The 21,583-nt window shown below is 60.3% G+C and carries 24 protein-coding genes; 4 read left to right on the forward strand and 20 right to left on the reverse strand.

All coding sequences use genetic code 11. The features are described 5' to 3' along the window. Window positions 1–111: 111 nt before the first annotated feature. From AC1ROR_RS02435 to AC1ROR_RS02470, 8 genes are all read right to left on the reverse strand, one after another. Window positions 112–933 (reverse strand): mechanosensitive ion channel family protein, encoded by an 822-nt coding sequence (locus tag AC1ROR_RS02435; protein WP_035218021.1) that lies wholly within the window; start codon window positions 931–933, stop codon window positions 112–114. 79 nt (window positions 934–1,012) lie between these two features. After that, window positions 1,013–1,531 (reverse strand): tyrosine phosphatase family protein, encoded by a 519-nt coding sequence (locus AC1ROR_RS02440; protein WP_498588521.1) that lies wholly within the window; start codon window positions 1,529–1,531, stop codon window positions 1,013–1,015. After that, complete coding sequence (locus AC1ROR_RS02445; RefSeq protein WP_498588522.1) at window positions 1,528–2,151, reverse strand: YfbR-like 5'-deoxynucleotidase; 624 nt, start codon at window positions 2,149–2,151, stop codon at window positions 1,528–1,530. Before AC1ROR_RS02445 ends, AC1ROR_RS02440 begins: the two co-directional genes overlap by 4 nt. A gap of 2 nt (window positions 2,152–2,153) precedes the next feature. Next, a complete protein-coding gene (gene ygfZ / locus AC1ROR_RS02450; RefSeq protein ID WP_498588523.1) occupies window positions 2,154–3,002 on the reverse strand; it encodes a CAF17-like 4Fe-4S cluster assembly/insertion protein YgfZ in 849 nt (282 codons plus the stop codon). A 188-nt stretch (window positions 3,003–3,190) separates the two neighbouring features. Then, window positions 3,191–3,958 carry a hypothetical protein gene (locus tag AC1ROR_RS02455; RefSeq protein ID WP_498588524.1) on the reverse strand — a complete coding sequence of 256 codons (768 nt, stop codon included), beginning with the start codon at window positions 3,956–3,958 and terminating at the stop codon, window positions 3,191–3,193. Between the two features lie 14 nt (window positions 3,959–3,972). Next, window positions 3,973–4,230 carry a hypothetical protein gene (locus tag AC1ROR_RS02460; RefSeq protein ID WP_003496894.1) on the reverse strand — a complete coding sequence of 86 codons (258 nt, stop codon included), beginning with the start codon at window positions 4,228–4,230 and terminating at the stop codon, window positions 3,973–3,975. Between the two features lie 105 nt (window positions 4,231–4,335). Then, window positions 4,336–4,776: a TIGR02301 family protein gene (locus AC1ROR_RS02465; protein WP_080834010.1), complete on the reverse strand. Its 441-nt coding sequence runs from the start codon at window positions 4,774–4,776 to the stop codon at window positions 4,336–4,338. Between the two features lie 98 nt (window positions 4,777–4,874). After that, on the reverse strand, window positions 4,875–5,291 hold the full coding sequence (locus AC1ROR_RS02470; protein WP_035218014.1) for an NUDIX hydrolase: 417 nt from the start codon (window positions 5,289–5,291) through the stop codon (window positions 4,875–4,877). 152 nt (window positions 5,292–5,443) lie between these two features. On the opposite strand from AC1ROR_RS02470, the gene AC1ROR_RS02475 reads away from it, so the two are divergent. Together AC1ROR_RS02475 and AC1ROR_RS02480 are read left to right on the forward strand one after the other, a co-directional pair. Beyond that, on the forward strand, window positions 5,444–5,767 hold the full coding sequence (locus AC1ROR_RS02475; RefSeq protein WP_035218012.1) for a YnfA family protein: 324 nt from the start codon (window positions 5,444–5,446) through the stop codon (window positions 5,765–5,767). Between the two features lie 10 nt (window positions 5,768–5,777). Beyond that, window positions 5,778–6,539, forward strand: coding sequence for an SOS response-associated peptidase (locus tag AC1ROR_RS02480; RefSeq protein ID WP_498588525.1), 762 nt, complete (start codon window positions 5,778–5,780; stop codon window positions 6,537–6,539). Between the two features lie 216 nt (window positions 6,540–6,755). Here AC1ROR_RS02480 and AC1ROR_RS02485 read toward each other — a convergent pair whose 3' ends face one another. The 6 genes from AC1ROR_RS02485 to AC1ROR_RS02510 all read right to left on the reverse strand — a co-directional run bounded on the left by AC1ROR_RS02485 (window position 6,756) and on the right by AC1ROR_RS02510 (window position 14,518). Beyond that, window positions 6,756–8,048 (reverse strand): GGDEF domain-containing response regulator, encoded by a 1,293-nt coding sequence (locus tag AC1ROR_RS02485; RefSeq protein WP_080834015.1) that lies wholly within the window; start codon window positions 8,046–8,048, stop codon window positions 6,756–6,758. 403 nt (window positions 8,049–8,451) lie between these two features. Next, window positions 8,452–8,583, reverse strand: a complete 132-nt coding sequence (locus AC1ROR_RS02490) for a hypothetical protein (protein ID WP_003496883.1) — start codon at window positions 8,581–8,583, stop codon at window positions 8,452–8,454. 172 nt (window positions 8,584–8,755) lie between these two features. Continuing rightward, window positions 8,756–9,625, reverse strand: a complete 870-nt coding sequence (gene pssA, locus AC1ROR_RS02495; protein ID WP_142169789.1) for a CDP-diacylglycerol--serine O-phosphatidyltransferase — start codon at window positions 9,623–9,625, stop codon at window positions 8,756–8,758. 28 nt (window positions 9,626–9,653) lie between these two features. Next, window positions 9,654–10,352 (reverse strand): phosphatidylserine decarboxylase, encoded by a 699-nt coding sequence (locus tag AC1ROR_RS02500; RefSeq protein ID WP_003496881.1) that lies wholly within the window; start codon window positions 10,350–10,352, stop codon window positions 9,654–9,656. 165 nt (window positions 10,353–10,517) lie between these two features. After that, the gene (locus AC1ROR_RS02505) at window positions 10,518–12,404 is read right to left on the reverse strand and encodes an ABCB family ABC transporter ATP-binding protein/permease (protein WP_498588526.1); all 1,887 of its coding nucleotides are present in this window, start codon (window positions 12,402–12,404) and stop codon (window positions 10,518–10,520) included. 110 nt (window positions 12,405–12,514) lie between these two features. After that, window positions 12,515–14,518 carry a LysM peptidoglycan-binding domain-containing protein gene (locus AC1ROR_RS02510; RefSeq protein ID WP_498588527.1) on the reverse strand — a complete coding sequence of 668 codons (2,004 nt, stop codon included), beginning with the start codon at window positions 14,516–14,518 and terminating at the stop codon, window positions 12,515–12,517. 156 nt (window positions 14,519–14,674) lie between these two features. On the opposite strand from AC1ROR_RS02510, the gene AC1ROR_RS02515 reads away from it, so the two are divergent. Continuing rightward, on the forward strand, window positions 14,675–15,295 hold the full coding sequence (locus AC1ROR_RS02515; protein ID WP_065115288.1) for an LOG family protein: 621 nt from the start codon (window positions 14,675–14,677) through the stop codon (window positions 15,293–15,295). 242 nt (window positions 15,296–15,537) lie between these two features. Beyond that, window positions 15,538–17,298: a peptidoglycan D,D-transpeptidase FtsI family protein gene (locus tag AC1ROR_RS02520; RefSeq protein ID WP_498588528.1), complete on the forward strand. Its 1,761-nt coding sequence runs from the start codon at window positions 15,538–15,540 to the stop codon at window positions 17,296–17,298. A 184-nt stretch (window positions 17,299–17,482) separates the two neighbouring features. Here the strand turns inward: AC1ROR_RS02520 and rarD are convergent, their stop codons facing one another. From rarD to AC1ROR_RS02550, 6 genes are all read right to left on the reverse strand, one after another. Then, on the reverse strand, window positions 17,483–18,391 hold the full coding sequence (rarD, locus tag AC1ROR_RS02525; RefSeq protein ID WP_035217999.1) for an EamA family transporter RarD: 909 nt from the start codon (window positions 18,389–18,391) through the stop codon (window positions 17,483–17,485). Window positions 18,392–18,608: 217 nt separating this feature from the next. Then, complete coding sequence (gene pip / locus AC1ROR_RS02530) at window positions 18,609–19,565, reverse strand: prolyl aminopeptidase (RefSeq protein ID WP_498588529.1); 957 nt, start codon at window positions 19,563–19,565, stop codon at window positions 18,609–18,611. Then, window positions 19,562–20,047, reverse strand: a complete 486-nt coding sequence (locus tag AC1ROR_RS02535; protein ID WP_498588530.1) for a GFA family protein — start codon at window positions 20,045–20,047, stop codon at window positions 19,562–19,564. The genes pip and AC1ROR_RS02535 overlap by 4 nt, the downstream gene beginning before the upstream one ends. Continuing rightward, the gene (locus AC1ROR_RS02540) at window positions 20,044–20,508 is read right to left on the reverse strand and encodes a GFA family protein (RefSeq protein WP_142169803.1); all 465 of its coding nucleotides are present in this window, start codon (window positions 20,506–20,508) and stop codon (window positions 20,044–20,046) included. Before AC1ROR_RS02540 ends, AC1ROR_RS02535 begins: the two co-directional genes overlap by 4 nt. After that, window positions 20,508–20,981: a GFA family protein gene (locus tag AC1ROR_RS02545; RefSeq protein ID WP_003520697.1), complete on the reverse strand. Its 474-nt coding sequence runs from the start codon at window positions 20,979–20,981 to the stop codon at window positions 20,508–20,510. The genes AC1ROR_RS02540 and AC1ROR_RS02545 overlap by 1 nt, the downstream gene beginning before the upstream one ends. After that, window positions 20,978–21,346: an endonuclease domain-containing protein gene (locus AC1ROR_RS02550; protein WP_498588531.1), complete on the reverse strand. Its 369-nt coding sequence runs from the start codon at window positions 21,344–21,346 to the stop codon at window positions 20,978–20,980. The genes AC1ROR_RS02545 and AC1ROR_RS02550 overlap by 4 nt, the downstream gene beginning before the upstream one ends. Between the last annotated feature and the right edge of the window lie 237 nt (window positions 21,347–21,583).

A 21,583-nucleotide genomic window follows, 5' to 3' on the forward strand; every position in this document is an offset into this window, starting at 1 on the left:
ACGCAAGGTGCCTGCCATCATCTCAGCCTGAAAACGACGAAAGCCGGCTGAGCGCCGGCTATCCTGTCTGGAGAAAGGTTGAGAAAGGGATCTGGTCAGGAAACGCTGTTCTCAGGCGGGTTGCACGCTTATGTTCGCCTTGCGCTCGTCGAAAGCGAGTTTCATCGCCTTCGTCACCTCACGCGTGGTCACGAAATAATTGTCGCTGCGCACCCAATAGCGCAATTTCACCGTGGCGCTGTCGGCGCTGATCGAATCGACGAAGGTAACGGGGGCGGGGTCCAGCAACACCCGGCTTTCCGAACGCACCACGCGCATCAGCATGTCCTGCGCCGCACCCATATCCTCGTCATTCTTGACCGTCAGGCTCAATTCGTGGCGGCGCGAGGGGAAGCGGCTGTAGTTGGTGATCGGCACGTTCCACAGCGTGGAATTGGGCGCGAGGCGGTAAAGCCCGTCGCTGGTCTTAAGCTCGGTCGCAAACAGCCCGATTTCCATGACCGTACCGCTGACCGAGCTGGTCTCGATATATTCGCCGACCCGGAAAGGGCGCAGTACCAGAAGCATGATGCCGGCGGCGATGTTCTGTAACGTGCCCTGCAGCGCAAGGCCGATGGCGAGACCGGCGGCGCCGAGCGCGGCGAGAATGGAGGCCGTCTGCACCCCGAACTGGCCGAGTACCATGACCAGCACCAGAATGAGCACCACGTAACGAATGGCGCCTGCGAAGAAACCGGCAAGCGTCGCATCGAAGCCGCGGATGCGCGACAGGCCCTGAAAAGCCCAGCGCTGCAGGAATGTGGCGGCCAGCCAGCCAACGATGAGCAGCAGAAGCGCGCCGACGATCGAGAAGGAATATTGCACCGCAAGGGCACTCGCCTGCCGCACCGCGGCCTGCGATGCGACGATGATATCGGTTGCCTGTTGTTCCATGAATTATCCCGTGATTTTCATTGCTGTTCAGGGTTGGTAACGACCGGGTGCCGCAGGGGTTCCGCAAAAATGGAAGCTGTCAGGCACTGAGCGGCAATATGAACGGCACGTTGCCATCCGTATCCGCGCCCCTGCCGATTGCCTTGATCGCCTTGACCAGCCTGCCGTCCCGCCCGAGCAGCCGGTCGCCAATGGCGATGATGCGGGCATTGGGCGTGGCATAGGGCGAGGCGGCGCGCAGGCTGAGAGCAAGCGCCATATCGTCCTGATCCGGGTTGAGGCTGAGCGCTGTGATGACGGCAGCGGCGGGTGAGCGCGACACCCCCATCCAGCAATGGATGAGCAGCGGCGCCGACTGGTCCCATTCCCGCGCGAAATCGATCAGCTTCTGCACATGCGCGTCATCGGGCGCGATGAGGTCGCCCGTGCCCTTGAAGGCGATATCGTTCATGACAAGCGTCAGATGCCGCTCGGCAGCTATCACCGCCGGGCGGTGAAAGCTTTGCTCTTTGGCGATCAGCGTCACCATTTCGCGGGCCTTGTGCTTCACGGCCATTTCCGCGATCCGCGATAGCGGCGATACGACAATGGCCGTCATGTCGCACTCCCGGTCTTGACCGCGCGCAGCGCCTCGATTGCATCGAAACGTGCGATGAACAGCCTTTGCGCTTCGGTAGAAGGAAGCGGCGTGATGTCGAACATGTCGCGGGTAATGCCGCGGGGCAGTCCGAAGAATTTCTGTGCCTCGGCGATGGAAAAGCCGGCAAGCTCCGTCGCCTCGAAAAAGGCGGCAACCGTATCCGCCTTCTTGATCCGGTCCTTCAATTCGCGCGACGCGTGCGGCGGCAGGCCGAAGCGCAGATGCACAGCGGCTTCCAGCCGTTTTTCGACGGTTTTGTAACCGCCGCCGACAACCGATTTGAACGGCGAGATCATGTCGCCGATGACATATTCAGGGGCATCATGCAGAAGCGCCATCTGCATATCGTCGGGCGTGGCGCTCGCACACATGCGGCAGAAGATGGTTTCCACGATAAGGCAGTGCTGGGCGACGGAAAAGGCGTGATCGCCGCGCGTCTGGCCGTTCCAGCGGGCGACGCGGGCAAGACCGTGGGCGATATCGGCGATTTCCACATCAAGCGGCGAAGGATCGAGCAGATCAAGCCGCCGCCCGGAAAGCATGCGCTGCCAGGCGCGCGGACTTTTCGCAGACGCCACGCTTATTCCTCCGCCCGTGTTGCCGGGTCAGCCGCCGGGAAGGAAATGCCGGTCCAGGTCGGCAGGGTCACGGAGACGGTAATGTTATCCGCAAGCAAAGGCGTGCCGGATGCAAGCGCATCGGCAATGCGGTCGATCCGCACGATGGCAAGCGCCCTGCCGCCGCAAACTGTTCCAAGCGCGCCGACAGGTTTTCCATTGGCGGTAATCTCCGTCCCGGTGGCGGGAAGATCGCCGTGGGCGGTAACGGTAACGACGCGCCGCCGTGCCGTGCCGCGATGCTTCATACGCGAGACGACCTCCTGCCCGACGAAGCAGCCCTTTTTGAAGGAAACGCCGTCATTCACATCCATCAGCACGTCATGGGGAAAAGTGTCCTGCAGCGGATAATCCCGGCCGGATTCGGCAATGCCGTGGTCGATGCGCAGGGCGTCATAGGCGGCGGCCTCTCCGGAGGCCGATGCGCCCGCAACGCGGAACAGATCGATACCGGCCTTGGCAAAACGGCCATCCCGCACACCGGCTTCAGGCGCGTTTTCATTCCAGAACAGGCTCATGCCTTCCACGGGCTCGAGTTTGAGATCGACGGGTGCGCGCAGCTTGTACATGGTAAGGCGGCGCAGCAGCGCATCCTGTTCGCCAGCACCCGTTTCGATCAGATAATCCGGCCCATCGCGCGTTATCAGGAAATCGAACAGGATCTTGCCCTGCGGCGTTAGAAGTGCCGAGGCGCGGGCCTCTCCCTGCGGCAGATTTTCAACATCAGCCGTAATCAGATTGTTCAGAAACTCCCCGGCGCCTGTGCCGGAAACTCTGATCAGGCGGCGGTCGGCAAGAAAGGCGGAAGGCATGGCGTCACCGTTCGGTTCATCGAGTGCATGCCCGGCAAGGGTTGCTCCAGGCAGCCCAGGGCGATTGCGGATATGCTCTCTTTTGTTCTCGCGCAATTCCCGGCGCAAATCAGCAATGCGCTTTGGCCGGGCAGCTCATTTCGAACAGTTAGGATTTTTGCAAAAGAACGGCAAGCACCGCGACGCGATCAATCGCCGGCGGTGAAGAACTTCCACTTGCCATCAGGCGAGATGCCGATGCGGTAAAAGCTGTAATTGCCGTATTCCTGCATGTCCGCCAGATCGCCCGCCGTAATGATGCGCAGAAGCTCCACCTTTTCCGGCGCGGTCAGCGTATTGAGCGGCTTGCCGGCAAAATAGGGGAAAACATAGGCCTCATCGGGCGTACCGGCGTCGACATGAGCATAACCGGTCGACAGCAGGTCGATGATGATCGCCATCACCTCAAGGCCGTCGGGATCGCCCGAATAGCTTTTCAGCGCCGCGATCGGATCCTCGCCGTCATTGCCGTCTATGCGGAATTCCTTCTGGCCGGCCGCGATGAAGGGCCGCAATTTTTCAATATCGCCCGATGCGGCCGCGTCCATGATCTCCTGGCGCAGCTTGCGCACGGCTTCCGGTGCCTTGGAAATGTCATGCTCAATCACGACGGACATTTCGGGGGCGTTGTCCGGGGTGGCGGGCTTCTGGTTTGCCTGACCGGCGGAACGGTCGACCAGCGGATCGGGCAGGGGAATACCTTCCGAATCACCTTCGATCTCATCCGGCTCCGTCGGCTGGGGCTGCTGCGGCTCTCCGCCGTTTTGGGCCTGCGGCTCGCTTTCGGTATTTTGCGCCGGTTTCAGCTCGGAAAGGGCAAGGGCACGGCTTGGCAAGCCGATGGACCCCGCGGTCAGGGCAAGCAGGATGGACAGCATGGCGGAAGAGCGCAAAAGCCCCTTGCTCAGGCAAGACATGATAGACCCCTGCTTTACTGTATCACCCGCTGCGGAGAAAATTCGCCTTCAAGCATGCGCTGGCGCAGCGATTCCAGCATTGCTTCAGCGCCGGCCTCGCCATGCATGCGAATGGTTTCGCGCATGGCCAGAGCGATTGCGGCATCGGCGATGATCTCCGGCTCGATGCCGTCGGCCATGCCGTCAGCCCATGCCTCGTTCTGGTGTTCCAGAGCGACCTGCATCTTTTCATGCACGATCATATCGTCGATTTCGTTACGGCTCGTCTGCATTTTTCATCCTCGACAGGGCGGGCAAGTCCTTACCACCCTGTTAACAACACTATCAGTCTTTTATCAAAACGGCACGGCCTGCGGCGAAAAGAGGTTAATAAACCGCTAATTTCCGAACCTGGACGCGATTTCCTGAGCAAGTGTTGCCCCTTCGTTACGGTAGCTCTCTTCTGCCATGACAGCGGCGCGTGTGCAACTGGTGTGGATGGCCGCAAAGGAGCGGTATCCACGGTTGAATGCAGCCGTCATGCGCTGACGCCGCTCGGGCTCGTTGGCTGTGTCCGCAGCCAGAAGATCGCTCATGGATCTGCGCCAGTCCTCTGGACCGGAGGAGGGGCACAGGGTTCTCAAATATTGCACCGCTCCCAATATTTCCGAAAGCCGGGCCAGCCTGTCGTCATAGGGGGCGGGTTTGGGCGGCTGCGCCTCCGGCGGGCGTGCCTCCTTGGAAATGGCATTGGAAGGCTGCGCATAAGCGACGCCCACTTGCCCGGCCATGGTCAACATGGTCAGCAAAAGAGACAGGAAAATGGTTGGTCGCATCAAAATTATAGTCTGCCCCACACATACTCGTGAACTGTTGGCTCGTGAACATCCGGCGGGCGGATGGGTCCTAGATAATCGCGATTCTGGCTGGCTGGCAATCATGCAAGCAGACGCTCGGCACATTCCACCACACTTTCAGGAGCCGGCAGCCGGCGTATTTCCGCCAATGTGTACCAGCCCGCATCCGCAGCATCATCCGCCGCTGTCACCGCCGGGTTCGCATCCGTTTCCACGGTGAAGACGGAAAGGAAATAGTGGCTCGTCAGCGTGCCCTGCGCATCGTGCGACGGCAGATCATAGGTCGCGAATAATTGCGGTTTGCGCGCGACGATACCGGTTTCCTCGTGAAGTTCGCGAAGTGCCGTCTCTGCCGGTGTTTCCCCCTCTTCGCCGCGCCCGCCCGGAAAGGCGAACATGTCCTTGGAAGGCGGATTGATGCGGCGAACGAGCAGCAGCCGGTCTCCATTTCTGACGATCGCGGATGAGGCGGGGCGGGGCTTGATACGAAGGGTCATGAATGCTTTCGTCTGTCTCAGCCATTTGTGGCCTGTCTATCGGGTGCATGGACCCGGTGAACCGAATATGCGCCGCGCAAAAATCGATTCCGGTTTCTGCAGCGATGTTATAGTCGGGAATCGGTTGGATTGTGCACGCAGAAGACGGTGGAATGAAGGTCTATCTTATTTATGTTCTGGCCGCCCTTGCCGAAATTGCCGGCTGCTTTTCCTTCTGGGCCTGGCTCAAACTCGGCAAGACGGGATGGATATTGCTGCCGGGCATGCTGGCGCTTGCTGCTTTTGCCTGGCTTTTGACATTGGTGCCGACAGAGGCGGCGGGCAGGGCCTATGCCGCCTATGGCGGGATTTATATTGCCGCATCGCTGTTCTGGCTCTGGGGCGTTGAAGGGCATGTGCCGGATAAATGGGATGTCGCCGGCGGGGCCGTCTGCCTTGCGGGCACCGCTCTTATTCTATTCGGCCCGCGCAGCTGAGGAGACGAGAATGTGCGGACGTTTCGTCCTGAAAGCGACGCCGGAAGAAATCGCCGACTATCTTGATCTGATCGGCCTTGAGGGTTTTCCCGCCCGCTTCAACATCGCGCCCACACAGCCGATTCTGGTGGTGCTGGAGGGTGAGCGACAGGAGCGGGGCAGCAACCTGCCCAACCGCCGGGCCGTACTGGTGCGCTGGGGGTTCATGCCCGGCTGGGTGAAGGACCCCAAGGACTTTCCTCTGCTTATCAATGCGCGCTCGGAAACGGCCATCGGCAAGGCATCCTTCCGCGCCGCCATGCGCCATCGTCGCGTGCTTGTGCCAGCAACCGGCTTTTACGAATGGCGACGCCCACCCAAAGAGGAGGGCGGCAAACCCCAGCCCTATTTCATTCGCCCGAAAAATGGCGGCATCGTCGCTTTTGCCGGCCTTATGGAAACATGGTCTTCCGCCGACGGATCCGAAGTCGATACCGGCGCGATCCTCACCACCGCCGCCAATAGCGCAATCGGCCGCATCCACGACCGCATGCCGGTGGTGATCGCGCCCGAGGATTTCAGCCGCTGGCTGGACTGCAAGACACAGGAGCCCCGCGAGGTGGCCGATCTGATGCGGCCGGTTCAGGATGATTTTTTCGAAATGATCCCGGTATCGGACAGGGTCAACAAGGTCGCCAATGTCGGTGCCGACCTCATCGAGCCGGTGCCGGAAAGCGCACCGCTGGCAAAGATCAAGCCGCCGAAGGACGAGGGGCAGATGTCGCTGTTTTGATGTGCTTTTCAAACATTCGAGGCTGATCATTGCCGCTTGTTTCTTCTCCCCGCCGGGGAGAAGGTGGCCCGAAGGGTCGGATGAGGGGGCTAGCTCTCGGTTTATCGCTACCGTCGCCCCCTCATCCCGCTGCCGCGACCTTCTCCCCGGCGGGGAGAAGAAACAAGCGGTACCCGCGTGATCCACAGGCGATTGTCCTACCTTATCTGGAGGCGCTCAGCCGTTCCGCCCGATCTTCTGCAGCCCTTCCTGGATCATGATGTCGGAATAGACGCGGTTGCGGCCATTTGCCTTGGCAAGATAGAGCAGCTGGTCTGCGGCATTCAGCTGGTTGTCGAAGGGTTCGCCCTTTTCGATTTCCACGACGCCGAGGGAAATCGTCAATGCCATGCTGCTGCCGCTTAGCTGGCGGCCATTGCTCTCGACGGCGCCGCGCAGATCCTCGCAAAATTGATAGGCTGCATGCGCATCCAGCCCGCGCAGGAAGACGGCGAATTCCTCGCCGCCAAGGCGCGCGGGAATATGGCGCTGTTCATGGCACATGTCGTGGAGCAGTTCGGCGAGCTTCTTCAGAGCCCTGTCGCCGGCATCGTGTCCCAGCGTGTCATTGATCTTCTTGAAGTGGTCGATGTCGAGAATGGCGACCGCGCCGTTCTCGTCATTGTCGTTGATGACATCCATCAGCGCCCGCGTCCGCTCGAAGAAGGAGCGGCGGTTCGGCAGGCCGGTAAGGTGGTCTCGCTCCGCCAGTTCGCGCAGCCGTTTGAGCTGTTTCAGCGTTTCGATATTATTGTCGATGCGGCACTGCAGCTCTTCCGGCACGAAGGGGCGGTAGACGAAATCCGATGCTCCGGCTTTCAGGAAGCTTGCCGAAAGCAGCCGGTCCGTGGACGACGATATGCCGATGACCCGCAAATCTTCCGAGGAACGACTGTCGCGGATACGGCGCGTCAGCTCATAGCCGTCCATATCGGGCATATGGTAATCGGTGATGACGAGCTGGATCGACGGGTCCTGTGACAGGATTTCCAGGGCCCGCTTGCCGGAATGGGCCTCGCTGACCTTGAAATTCTGCCGCTCGAGAATTTCCACGAGGCCGGAGCGCGCCGTGCGCGCATCATCCACCACCAGCACGGAAAACAGCCTGTTTGTCAAAATCCGGTCGACCGTCTTGACGACGGCATCAACGGTGCGATGGCCATCCTTGACGATGTAGTCGATGATCTTCTTTTCGGCATAACGCTTGCGCGCCTCTTCATCCACCGTGGCGGTGAAAACGATGGCGGGCACCTTGTGGTCGGAGAGAAGTGCGAGAATTTCACCCTTCGGCGCATCGGGCAGATTAAGACCCGTCAGCGCCAGCGTGAAATCATGGGCGCGCAGCAGGGTATCGGCCTGTGCCATGCTGTCGCAATGGACAACCTCGGCTGCCGTTTCCTCCGAAAGCCGCGACTTCAGCAGCATGGAAAGAGCAACGGAATCTTCAATCAGAAGGATTTTATCCTGCATGCCTTATGAAGCCCCCCATGGCCCGTCTTCGTGGTTTTTCCCGCAACACCCGACTTGGTCCCATACCGCGCATAAGCAGCATCGGAGATCGGCTTTATTCGCTGTAGCAGGAAGAATCGCTAAAGTAGAAAATTTTTTGATGCCCAGTAATCGATACGAGACCATCCGTACAGTCGTCCCGTGGAAGTCGAATAGTCTACTTCGTTTTCGTTGCAGCTTCGTTACGGATTGGGGAACTTTATCAAGCAAGCCAGTTTATGCGGTTTCTTATGGATGACGCATAAATGGAAACGGCGCTAATATTAGCGCCGCGCCTTTATCGGGATGTTTTTGAATTCACTGTGGCCCGTCGCAAGGCCAGTCGCGGCCGAAGACGGTGAGCTTTTAAGAAAAGCGAATGTTTTCAGGCGGTTTTGGCGGCTGGCTTGCGTTTCAGCATCAGGGCTGCGGCCGCAACGGCCTTCAGTCCGAGCGGTCGGTAGTGGCTGTTGAGGTCGGGCTTCGCCTGCGGCTGCGCCTTCGTCTCGTTCGTCATTTCTCTTTCTCCACGATTCACGCCAATCGCCGTTTCGATGCGTGTGAACCACCTCTTTCGAGGGTAATCTTGACGGATTCGAGGCGAAACGAACCGAAGCCCGCTTTTCGGGCTGCGACATTTTGCGTCACATCAAGTGCTGGTTCGTACGGGAAAAATAATACCTGCGGTTTCAAATACCGCGATCGAGGCCGTTTCCGCCATTGGCATCGTCGTGCGCGTCTTCCTCGATCGTCAGCGTTCCATAGCGGCGGTGCCAGAGGCTGGCGCTGATGGGAATGAAGACGAGATAGGCGGCAACGGTCAGAACCAGCACTTCCCAGGTGAAGCTCATCAGCATCGCCACATAAAGCACGACGACGAGGATCACCGGCAGCACCAGATCGCGGCGGATGCGGCTGGTGCCGGATTTACCCGACCAGACCGGCAGGCGGCTGATAAGAAGATACCCGATCAGCACGGTATACGCGGCCGCGATATAAGCGAAAGGCTTGCCCGGCTCCACGCCAAGAAAACCGAGATAAACCGGCAGAAGCACCAGCATGGCGCCCATCGGGGCCGGCACGCCCACGAAAAACTCGTTCTGCCAGGGCGCTTTCACCGGCCGCTCTATCATGACGTTGAAGCGGGCCAGGCGCAGGCCGGCGGCGATGACGTAGATCAGGGCGGCGATCCAGCCGATCGAGCGCGCCTGGTCGAGAAGGTAGGCATAGACCACAAGGGCAGGGGCGACACCGAAATTGACGATATCGGCCAGACTATCCATCTGTTCGCCGAATTTGGAAGTCGCCTTCATCATGCGGGCGATACGCCCGTCAATGCCGTCGAGGAAGGCGGCGAGCAGCACCATGCCGACGGCCAGCTCGAAGCGGCCTTCGATGGCGAGGCGAACGCCGCTCAGGCCCGCACAGATGGCCAGAACGGTGATGAGGTTGGGAACCACGAGGCGAAAGGGAATTTCCCTCAGGCGCGGCCCACGGCCGCTATCGTTGCGGCCCTCAGGTTTTCCGTTCTGTTGTGGCTCCGAGATCGGCGTTTCCATGCGCATGCCCTTCCTGTTGCCGTTTCCGTCAGCCGCGGCGGCTGACGACCGGACCCTTGGCGGAACCGAATTCGGCAAGCACGGTTTCACCCGCAATCGCCGTCTGGCCCACCGAAACGCGCGGCTGGAAACCTTCGGGAAGGAAGATATCGAGACGCGAGCCGAAACGGATAAGACCGAAACGCTCGCCGGCATCAACCGGTTCATTCGGCTTGACCCAGCAGACGATGCGGCGCGCGACCATGCCGGCGATCTGCACGACGCCGACCTTGCCATGGGCGGTCTCGATGACGAGGCCGTTGCGTTCATTGTCTTCGGAGGCCTTGTCCACTTCCGCATTGAGGAACAGGCCGGGACGATAGGCGACATTGACGATGCGGCCGCGCACCGGCGCGCGGTTCACGTGGCAGTTGAAAACATTCATGAACACGGAGACGCGAACCATCGGCTCCTTGCCGAGTTCCAGCTCCAGCGGCGGTACGACGGTCTGGATGGCGGAGACCTTGCCATCGGCGGGGCTGATGATCAGATCGTCGTCCTGTGGTGTCACACGCTCGGGATCGCGGAAGAAATAGGCGCACCAGGCCGTCAGCACGAGACCGACCCAGAACAGCGGTTCGGAAATCCAGCCGAGCACCAGCGATGCGACGAAGAAGGCGGCTACGAAGACATAACCTTCCTTGTGGATCGGTACGATGGTGTTGCGAATGGTGTCGAACAGATTCATGAGATTCCTTGCTCCGGTTGCCGTCTGTCGCGTCCATATATGGTCGTGATACGACACGATCCACACGGCAATACGACAAATTTTGCCTAGCTGGTTACAGCCAAACGCCCCGCCCGGCAATGGCCGGTTACCGTAACACCCCAAGTTCCCCGGGGTTTCTGCCCGTCAATGCGCGGGTTCGCCGCGGTCGACCACACCCAGATCGTCGGTTTCGCGAACATGGCGCAGCATCTCTTCCGCCCGGATCGCTTCGCGCTGGCGGCTCCACATCGAGGCATAGAGGCCGTTATGCGCCATCAGTGAGGCGTGTGTTCCGCGTTCGGCGATGAGCCCTTCCTTCAGAACGATGATTTCGTCCGCGTGGATGACGGTGGAAAGACGATGGGCGATGACCAGTGTGGTGCGGTTTTTCGAGACGATATCGAGCGCGCTCTGGATTTCCTGTTCGGTATGGGTGTCGAGCGCTGAGGTCGCCTCGTCGAGGATGAGGATCGGCGGCGCTTTGAGAATGGTTCTTGCAATCGCCACGCGTTGTTTTTCGCCGCCCGACAGTTTCAGGCCACGTTCGCCGACCATGGTGGCGTAACCTTCCGGCAGCTTGCCGATGAAGGCGCTGATCTGCGCCGCATCCGCCGCCGCCGTGACATCCTCATTCGTCGCCGACGGGCGGCCATAACGAATGTTGTAGGCGAGCGTGTCGTTGAACAGCACCGTATCCTGCGGAACCATGCCGATCACCGAGCGCAGGCTCTTTTGCGTCACGTCGCGAATATTCTGCCCATCAATCGTAACCGCGCCTTCCTGAATATCGTAGAAACGGTAAAGCAGCCGCGAGATCGTCGATTTTCCCGCACCCGAAGGCCCGACGATTGCCACCGTCTTACCCGCCGGCACATCGAAGGAAACACCCTTCAGAATCGGCCTCTCCGGATCATAGGCAAAATGCACGTCGCGGAACGAGATCGCGCCGGGTCCGCTGGCGAGCGGTTTTGCATACGGCCTGTCGGTAACCTCGGCCTCGACCTCCAGAAGCTCGAACATCTGTTCGATGTCGGTCAGGCCCTGGCGGATTTCGCGGTAGACGAAACCGATGAAGTTCAGCGGTACCGAAAGCTGCAGCAGAAGGGCATTGACGAAGACGAAATCGCCGATGGTCTGTTCGCCGCGCTGCACGGCAAGCGCCGACATCACCATCATGACGGTGGAGCCGATACCGAAGATCACGCCCTGGCCGAAGTTCAGCCAGCCGAGCGAGGTCCAGATCGAGATCGCCGATTTTTCGTAACGCTCCATGGCGACATCGAAGCGTTTCGCCTCCATCTCCTCGTTGCCGAAATATTTGACGGTCTCGAAGTTCAGGAGCGAGTCGATCGCCTTGGTATTGGCGTCGGTATCACTGTCGTTCATGGCGCGGCGAATGGAGATGCGCCAGTTGCTGGCCCGGACGGTGAACCAGATATAGGCCCAGACGGTGATGACCGTGACCAGCACATAGGAAAAGCCGTAGGACGCCCAGAAGATGATGGCCGTCAGCAGGAATTCGATGAAGGTCGGGGCGGTGTTGAGAATGGTGAAGCGGACGATGGTTTCGATGCCCTTGGTGCCACGCTCGATAACTCGGGAAAGCCCGCCGGTCTTGCGCTCCAGATGGAAACGCAGGGAAAGCCGGTGCATGTGTACGAAGGTCTTGTAGGCGAGCTGGCGCACCGCATGCTGGCCGACGCTGGCAAACAGCGAATCGCGCAGCTGATTGAGGCCGACCTGGATCAGCCGCGTCAGATTATAGGCAATGACCAGCGCGACTGCGCCGAGCAGGAAGGCCGGGACCAGTCCTGCCATGTCGAGCTTGCCATTCAGCGCATCCGTCGCCCATTTGAAGAAATAGGGAACGGCAATCAGCACAAGCTTGGCGACAACAAGGAATATCGTCGCCCACACCACCCGCATCTTCAGGTCCCAGCGGCCCTCCGGCCACATATAGGGCCAGAGATTGATCAGCGTCTGGGTCGGGTTGCTGGAATCCGCCGAAATGGTTTTTTTCTTCGTGGCCATCATTCTCTCCGGTCACTGCCGGAAGCCGACAGCAGGACGGCGGCTTTGCTCAAGCCGCCGCGCGTGTCACAGATAGGATCGTCGCGGGTTCACCGCAACGATTCAAATGCTCAGGAGCCGCCCTTCAGCCGCTTGCGGTGAAGTTCCTCAGCATTCGGCAGGGCCTCTTTCGGCACGCCGAAAATCTGGCCGGGCTCAATCAGGTCAGGGTTTTTGATCTGGTCCTCATTGGCGAGATAGATCGTGGTGTAGCGCACGCCCTGTCCATAAACGCGGCGGGAAATCTGCCACAGCGTATCGCCGCGGCGGATGATGACGCTGTTCTGGCTTTCGGCGAGCGGCGCCTGTTCGAAGGTCTGCGGACCGGCAGGTGCCTGCGGCGCGGGAGCGGCCGGCGCCGTAATGTGGAGTTCGGCGAGGCGGCTTGCGAGCGAAGCGATGCCCTTGCCGATTGCCGCCACGTCGTTCGGCCACGCCTCGACCGATGTCAGCAGCTGACGTGCCTTGGCGGCGATGTCGCCCGCAAAGGCGGTGAAGGCCGGTTCGGTGGCTGCGGCAGTACGGAACTCGGAGAGCGACTTCAGGCCGATCACCACGGCGGAGCGGCCGGCAATTGCCTGGTCGAGTGCAGGTGTGGCCTGATCCTTGTAGAGATTGGAGAGAATGCCGAAAGCCTTGGCAACATCCGTGCGCAGCTTTTCGAAGGCAGCGCGGTCGCTTGCCGTGCTCTGGTTCTCAGCGGGGGCAGCCGTTGCGGTGGCGGCGGAAGGTGCCTGCATGGCGACGGTCGCCTGATCGGTCTGCGGACGCTCGAAAGGAACGCGCACGCGCACCTTCACCGTGCCGTCGGCATTCAGCTCTTCGACGGTGATGATATGGCTGCCAACGGTCAGGTCGACATTACCTTCGATGACGAAATGGCCGGAGGCTTCCGCCGTGGTCTTGCCGATTTCCTGGTCGTCGACCAGCGCGCGCACCGTCGAGGCAGCAGGCGCGGAGCCGGCAACGAAAATCTTCGATCCCTCGAATTCAACGGCGCTGACCTGAACGGTCGATGTCAGCGGCGCAGCGGCCGGAGCCGTGGCGCCGGCGGCAGGGGCGGGCGTGTTGCTGGCGCCTGTTTCGGAGGTGGCCGCAGGCTGCTGCGATTGCGCGGTTTGCTGGGGTTGAAGCGCTGGAGGTGCGGCCTCCGGCATTGCCAGCACGCGGCTTGCCTTGCCGGGTTTGGAAACCATGGCCAGAAGTTCGCCCGCCTTGTTTTCGGGCACGGAAACGGTTGCGACTTCTTCCGATTGCGTCGCCTTGCCGCTCGCGTCGGTCGAACGCAGCACCAGCTCGTGGTCGCCGGGGGGCAGGGGATTGTCGAAGACGGCGGCGAAATCACCGGTGCCGTCGATCGTCGTCTGCGCGATCACCTTGCCGTTGCTGAGAATTTCGAGCTTCGCGCCGGGCTGTGCCTTGCCCGCGACGACGGCCGAGCCATCCGGCTCGACGCGCAGCACGTCGAAAGTCGGCGCGCCGGGCGTGGCCTGGGCGGCATCGCCGGGTGCGGGTGCCGCTGCGGGCTGCGCCGGCTGGGCTGCGCCATCATCGGTGCCGGCAAAAACGCCTGCCAGGCGACGCACCTGTGCTGCCGCCGCCGCCGCGTTGTCGGGCAAGCCGCGCAGGAAGGCCGTGGTGCGTTCGGCCGCCGAACGGGCCGTGGTGATCAGCCGCGACGTGGTTTCATCCAGCGTTTCAGGAATTTCGATGTTGGTGAGTTCTTTGAGCGATGCCTCGACCTTCTTGCGCGCTGTCGCGAAATCGGCGTCGGAAGGAACCTTGCTATCGGCGAAAAGTGTGGTCAGATCCTTGATCGACTGGGTCGCGGAAGCGGCGAGACGCCCGACCTTGTCGGCAATATTGGCAGTCTCCTGGGCGGCGTCGGACAGAATGTCTCCGGCCTTGTCGCTGCCCATTTCGACGCTGTTCTTCACGGCATTGCCCGCCTCGTTGATGGCGTCGCCGATCGGTTTGCCGTCATTGGAAATCCTCGGCAGGACGAAAAAGATCATGAGCAGGGACGCAATCCCCAACACGATCAGCGCCAGCAAACCGGCTTTATTGTTTTTCATCCTGGAATCTCCGGGTATTTCAAGCGTTTCACACAAGTTGAGATTGCTAGCGTCTTACCTTGCCCCAGACAAGCGGCGTGTGGGCAAAAGGCCACATTTGCAAGGGATTTCCCAAATTTTCTTGACGCGCCGCATCCTGCATTGTTCCTTCCCCTCATGACGGACAAAAATACAGCGATTCGATCCATCTGCGTTTATTGCGGTTCCCAGCCCGGACGTGATCCGGCTCACATGGAGGCCGGCCGCGCACTTGGGAAATCCATTGCCGAAAACGGCATTCGCCTCGTTTATGGCGGCGGCACCAAGGGCATCATGGGTGCGGTTGCCAGCGGCGTTCTTTCCAATGGCGGCGAAGTAACCGGCATCATACCGGAGTTTCTGGTCGATATGGAGGCGACGCGCCATTCTCTCGGACAATTGAACGAGCTTGTCGTCACCAAGGACATGCATGAGCGCAAACATATGATGTTCGAGCGCTCGGATGCCTTCGTGACGCTGCCGGGCGGCGTCGGCACGCTGGAAGAGATCGTCGAGATAATGACCTGGGCGCAGCTCGGCCGCCACGCCAAGCCGATGGTCTTCGCCAATATCAACGGCTTCTGGAACCCGATGCTGGAACTGGTGCAGCACATGCGCGACCAGGGCTTCATTCACCGTGCCCATCTTCTGAACCCGCTGGTCATCGACGAGGTGAAGGACATCGTGCCCGCCATCATCGACCGGGCGCTGGCGCAGCAGAACCCTGAAGGCGATCCTTCGGTCATATCCCGCCTGTAATCCATGCGGCCCCAGCGTGGGCAGCGGTTTCGGGGTAACGATCTCCATCACTCAGCAAAAGAGCGTTAACGAGCCGCCAAGCGGTTCGTTATAATTTTAAGTGTATATTAATACAGTTTTAACTGCGGCATTGCCCCGCCCGCTCTTTTCATGGCCCCGTGACCGATCCTGTGCCAGCGTCAACAAGGCGTTGGTTGACCGCGAAATTTGTTTCGCCGCCAAGAGCGTGGGTGTTATCGGAAATGATTGCTTTTGTGGTGCGGCTAAAAAGCCGGGCGCATTTCATTATTCAAAGAAGTCCACTGCGGAGCAGGGAGGCCATCCTCGGCTCCGCCGCCCGCCGCAGGGTCGATGCGAAAATGCGGCTCGGGTTGCTCATCGCGGTCTTCGCGGTCCTTTATGGTGTGGTTGCCGCGCGCCTTGTTCAATATGGTTTTGCCGAACCTGTCACGACCGCCTGGATCAATAGCGGCGCGACCGCAGTCGCATCCCGCCCCGATATTGTGGACCGCAATGGCCGGTTGCTGGCGACCGATCTCAACATGGTGTCGCTCTATGCGGATCCGCGCAGGGTCGTGGACGCCGATGAAGTCGTCGAAAAGCTCGCAACCGTCATTCCCAATCTCGACTGGCGCGAGACACATCGCAGATTGCGTATGGACAGCGGCTTCCAATGGCTGCGACGCCAGCTCACGCCCCGGCAGCAGGCGGATATCTTGAACCTCGGCATACCGGGCATCGGCTTCCGGCCGGAAAAACGACGTTTTTATCCGGGCGGCCCCACGGCTTCGCATATCATTGGCCACGTCAATGTCGATAATCAGGGCCTTGCCGGCATGGAGCGTTATCTCGACCAGCAGGGTCTGGCCGATCTGCGCGCAACCGGTCTTGCAAGCGGCGTGGCGCTGGAGCCGGTAAGACTGTCGATCGATCTGCGGGTGCAGAATATCGTCCGTGAGATCGTCGTGAAGGCGAAAAACGACTATCAGGCGGAAGCGGCCGGTGCGGTGATCGTGGATGTGGAAACGGGCGAAGTGCTGGCCATGGCCTCGGTGCCCGATTACGATCCGAACGAACCGTCCCGTACCCTTGCCGATGGCAGCATCGACAGGGAGTATGAGAAAGGCTGGTTCAACCGAATGAGCAACGCCACCTTCGAGATGGGCTCCACCTTCAAGAGCTTCACGCTGGCCATGGGGCTGGATGCAGGCGCGATCACGCTGAATTCAGTGGTTGACGCAACGCGGCCGATCCGCATTGGCGGCTTCACCATCAAGGATTTCTGGGGCAGGAACCGCCCGCTTTCAATCCCGGAAGTATTTCAATACTCGTCCAATATCGGCACGGCGGCGGTTGCCGACATGGTTGGCGTCGAAAGCCATCAGCAGTTTCTGACGAAACTCGGGCTTCTGTCGCGGATGGAAACGGAGATGCCCGGCGTCGCCACGCCCACCCAGCCGCGGGCATGGAAGAAGATCAATTCCGTCACCATTTCCTTCGGGCACGGCATCGCCACCACCCCGTTGCAGACGGCGGTTGCCGCCGCAGCGCTCATCAATGGCGGAAACCTGATTTCGCCGACCTTCCTGTCGCGCTCTAGGGAGGAGGCCGCCGTGATTTCCCGTGCCGTCATCAATGGCAAGACCAGCGCCGACATGCGTTATCTTTTCAACTGGAACGGCATCAAGGGCTCGGGCAGGCGTGCGCAGGTCGATGGATTTCACGTGGGCGGCAAGACCGGCACCGCCGACAAGGTTATCAACGGCCGTTATGCCAAGGACATCAACTTCAACAGCTTCGTTGCCGCCTTTCCGATGCACAAGCCGAGATATGTGGTCCTGTCGATGATCGATGCGCCGAAGACGGGCGAAAACGGTGGCCGTACGGCAGCCTCGACGGCAGCACCGATGATCCGCGAAATCGTCACCCAGACGGCGGCACTTCTCGGCGTCAAGCCGCGTTTCGGTTACGAAGCGAACCCGCAGCTGCTGATGGATTATTGACCTCGGAGCGCTGTGCCTCTGCAAGGAGCGCTATGGTGGCATCCCCTCATTCCTGTGCTTGTCACAGGAATCCAGCCGACGCGCGTCTGCGCGGCGGAAAGACTCCTCTCAGCCCAAGGACTTGGGCTGGCTAGATTCCTGTGACGAGCACAGGAATGAGGGAGAGAAACTTCGACGGACTTCGTTACCGCTTGAGCCGCATCAGGCTCGAACCGGTATAGATCGCCAGCGCCAGCCAGATCATCGCAAAGGCCGCCATCCGCACCATGTCGAAAGGCTCCTTGAAGATGAAAATGGCGATCAGGAAGATCATTGTCGGTGCGATATATTGCATGATGCCAATGGTCGAGAGCCGCAGGAGTTTTGCGCCATTGCCGTAAAGAATGAGCGGAACGGCGGTGATGAGGCCGCTGGCGACCAGAAGCCAGGTGTCCGTCGCATTGCCCGCCATGAAATGCGCCTGTCCACTGAAGCCCAGCCATGCCATGACCAGCACGGCCGGGATGGACAGCAGCATGACTTCCAGCAGAAAGCCCTGTGTCGCACCAATCGGCAATGTCTTGCGGAAGAAGGCGTAAAAACCCCAGGAGACGGTCAGCACAATGGAAACCCATGGCAGGCTGCCCGCATGCCAGGTGAGGATCGCGACCGCAAGCGCCACCAGAACGATGGCGGCGATCTGCGCCGGATAGAGTTTTTCCTTCAGAAGCACTGCGCCGAGGAAGATGCTGAACAGCGGATTGATGAAATAACCAAGGGCGGCATCAAGCGCGCGGCCGGCGCCGATAGACCAGATATAGACGCCCCAGTTGATGCTGATAAGGGCAGCCGTCAGGCTTGCCATGGCAAGCATTTTCGGGTTCTTCAGCGCCGCCCTGATTTCCGTTGTTCGCCCGAGTGCGATCAGCACCGCCGCCGCGATCGGTACCGACCAGATGACGCGGTGAACGATGACCTCGATCGGCGAAATATGCGCGACCGCTTTCATGTAGAGGGGAAGAAACCCCCACAGCAGATATGCGGAAAGCGCGAAAGCAAAACCGCGCGCGCTGTCGCCGCCCTCTTGGGCCGGGAGCGTTTTGTCGAGTGCCATGGGAGTACCGCCAAATTGTTCGGATGGTCCTTTCATAGCGGATCGGCGTGGCGGGAGCCAATTCATTTCCGTGAAGGGTTCATGAGAAAAACTGCATGAATAAAAGGCGCATTGCTCTTGAAACAGGCGATTTTCACGACCGGAGGGATGATCCATGCCCGAAAACCCGCGTGAATCATTGTCTCATCCGGTCGTTTCAAGCATCTGAAAGAACTTATTATTTTCCTGCGAACCGGTCGTTTGCGCGGATCAGCTGGTCAAGAATGCCGGGTTCGCTCATGGCATGTCCGGCGGCCTCGACGATATGGAAATCGGCCTTTGGCCAGGCCTTGGCCAGCTGCCAGGCATATTTCAGCGGGCAGGGCATGTCATAGCGTCCATGGACGATGACGCCCGGAATATCGCTGAGCTTGCCGGCATCGCGCAGCAATTGCCCCTCTTCCAGCCAGCCGCCATTCACGAAGAAATGGTTCTCGATGCGGGCGAAAGCGATCGCATATTTGTCTTCGCCGAAATCCTCGACACGGTCAGGATCGGTGACGAGCGCGATGGTCGCGCCTTCCCACTGGCTCCATGCCTTGGCGCATTCAAGCTTCTTTGCCTCGTCGGTGCCGGTGAGATAGCGGTTATAGGCCTGCATCATCTCGCCGCGCTCGGCTTCCGGGATGGGCGCGATGAAGTTTTCCCAGCGATCGGGATACATTTCGGAAACGCCGAACTGGTAATACCAGTCCAGTTCCGGCCTGGTGACGGTGTAAATGCCGCGCAGAACCAGTTCGCTGACGCGGTCGGGATGGGTCTCGGCATAGGCGAGCGCCAGCGTCGAGCCCCAGGAGCCGCCGAAAACCAGCCATTTTTCGAAGCCGCAGAGTTCGCGCAGCCTTTCGATATCGGCAACGAGATGCCATGTGGTGTTGGCTTCAAGCTCCGCATGCGGCGTGGAGCGGCCGCAGCCGCGCTGATCGAACAGGATGACGTCGTAAAGGGCGGGATCGAAGACGCGGCGATGCGTGGGGTTCACCCCGCCGCCGGGACCGCCATGCAGGAATACCGCCGGTTTTCCACCGCGCGTGCCAACCCTTTCCCAATAGATCGTGTGGCCGTCGCCGACGTCGAGCATGCCGGTCTCGAGCGGTTCTATCTCGGGGTAAAAGCCGCGCAATTCTTCGGTCATGGGTCATCATCCTTCGTTGGCCATTCGGCCGTATCATGGTCCGGGTGCTGCAGGTTGTTCACCCGAGGGGGAGGGTTATCCGTTGCAGGTTCCGGCTCGACCGGCAAGCCATCGAGTGCGCCGAACCAGTGCATCTTGCCGGCGAGATTGGACTGCGCCTCGGGCCTTACCCGCTGCGGCTCGTCCAGCGAGCCGAGGGTGATATTGATGAAATCGGCACCCGGCATGTCGTAGAACAGCGGCGTGCCGCATCGGCCGCAGAAACCGCGGCGCACGTGATCGGAGGACTGGAACCATGCTGCTTCGCCGCGGGTCATTTCAAACTGCGTGAGCGTACTTGCGGCAAGCGGCATGAAATAATTGCCCGATGCCTTCTGGCACATGCGGCAATGGCACAGATGCGGATAACGCAGACCGCCTCCTATCCGATAACGCACCGCGCCGCACTGACATCCACCGCTGAAACCCTCGGCTCCGCTCATGCGCGCTCGTCTTCCGGCGGCCAGACCTGCGTGTCGTGATCCGGGTGCTGATAGGAGGTGATCTCCGCCTCGTCCACGCCCTGTTCCACGGCCGGTTTGCCGAACAGCTGCTCGATCCACGGCATGCGCCTGTGGAAATTGACCTGCACCTGCGGCTCGATCCGCTCCGGTTCATCGAAAGCGCCGATGGCTATCTCCACGCCGCCGGGATAATGATAGGTCAGCGGCGTGCCGCATTTGTTGCAGAAACCGCGATGGATTTTTCCCGAGGAGCGGAAAAGGGCAGGCTGGCCGCGTGTCCAGGTCAGATGCGCCTGATCGGCGCTGACCAGCGCGCCGAAGAAATTGCCGAAATGTTTCTGGCACATGCGGCAATGGCAGATTGAGGCCCGGCCGAGCTTGCCCGCATGGAAACGCACGGCGCCGCACTGGCATCCGCCGGAAAATCCCGTTTCGCTCATTATCTGTTCTCCGGTGGCCAGTTTTCAGTGTCGTGGTCGGGATGCTGGTAGGAAACGAGATCGGCGAGGTAATCCACCTGCGTCAGGTCGTCTTCGGTGGCAACGGCAGGCAGCGTGTGAAGCGTGTCGACGAAATCGATCTTGCGCTCCACGCCCCACTGAATGGTCGGCGGCAACGCGGCGGGATCGTCAAAAGCCCCGGCCGCCACCGCCACACCGTCAGGCGCTTCATAGGTCAGCGGCGTTCCGCATTCGGGGCAGAAACCGCGCTTGACGACACTGGAAGACTGGAAGCGTTTCGGCTCTCCCCGGGTCCATTCAAACTCCACGCCGCGCACCGAAACCAGCGGCGCGTAATAGGCCCCGAAAGCCTTCTGGCACATGCGGCAATGGCAGATGGAACTGTCTTTCAGTTCCCCGGAGGCGCGAAAACGGATCGCACCGCACTGGCATCCGCCGGTATATGTCGTCATGGTCGGTCCTCCTTCACCGTTCGGATAATGTGGAGACAGACATTGTCGATGTCTCTGAGGATATCCTCGTTCCAGAAACGGAGGACTGTCCAGCCAAGTTCCTCAAACGTCCGTGTTCTCTCTTGGTCATAAGCTGCCGCAGCATCGTCCGCGTGCTGAAACCCGTCCAGTTCGACAATGATCTTATGCGAGGGGCAAGCGAAATCAACGATATATCCGGCGACCGGCAGCTGGCGTCTGAAAGACAGGCCGTCAAGGGGGTGAGCGCGGACGGCGTTCCAGAACTTCAGCTCTGCGTCGGTCATGGCCTTTCGCATCTGTCGGGCATACGCGCGGTGTTTTAGCTCGACCTTGGCATGGGGCATGAGGGTGCTCGCGGCTTGAAAGGGTGCCGTGAGACTGGAGTATGGCGTGGTCGAAAGCAAGGGCGTGTCGTGGGGCTCCCCCCCCTCTGCCCTGCCGGGCATCTCCCCCTCAAGGGGGGAGATCGGCAGGAGGTGCTACCTCAACTTCACTCTTAAGCGTTGAGATGGGCGAGACCGTGCCACAGATCGATCTCCCCCCTTGAGGGGGAGATGCCCGGCAGGGCAGAGGGGGGTAAG

The sequence above is a fragment of the Agrobacterium sp. GW821-FHT14E08 genome (assembly GCF_058803865.1).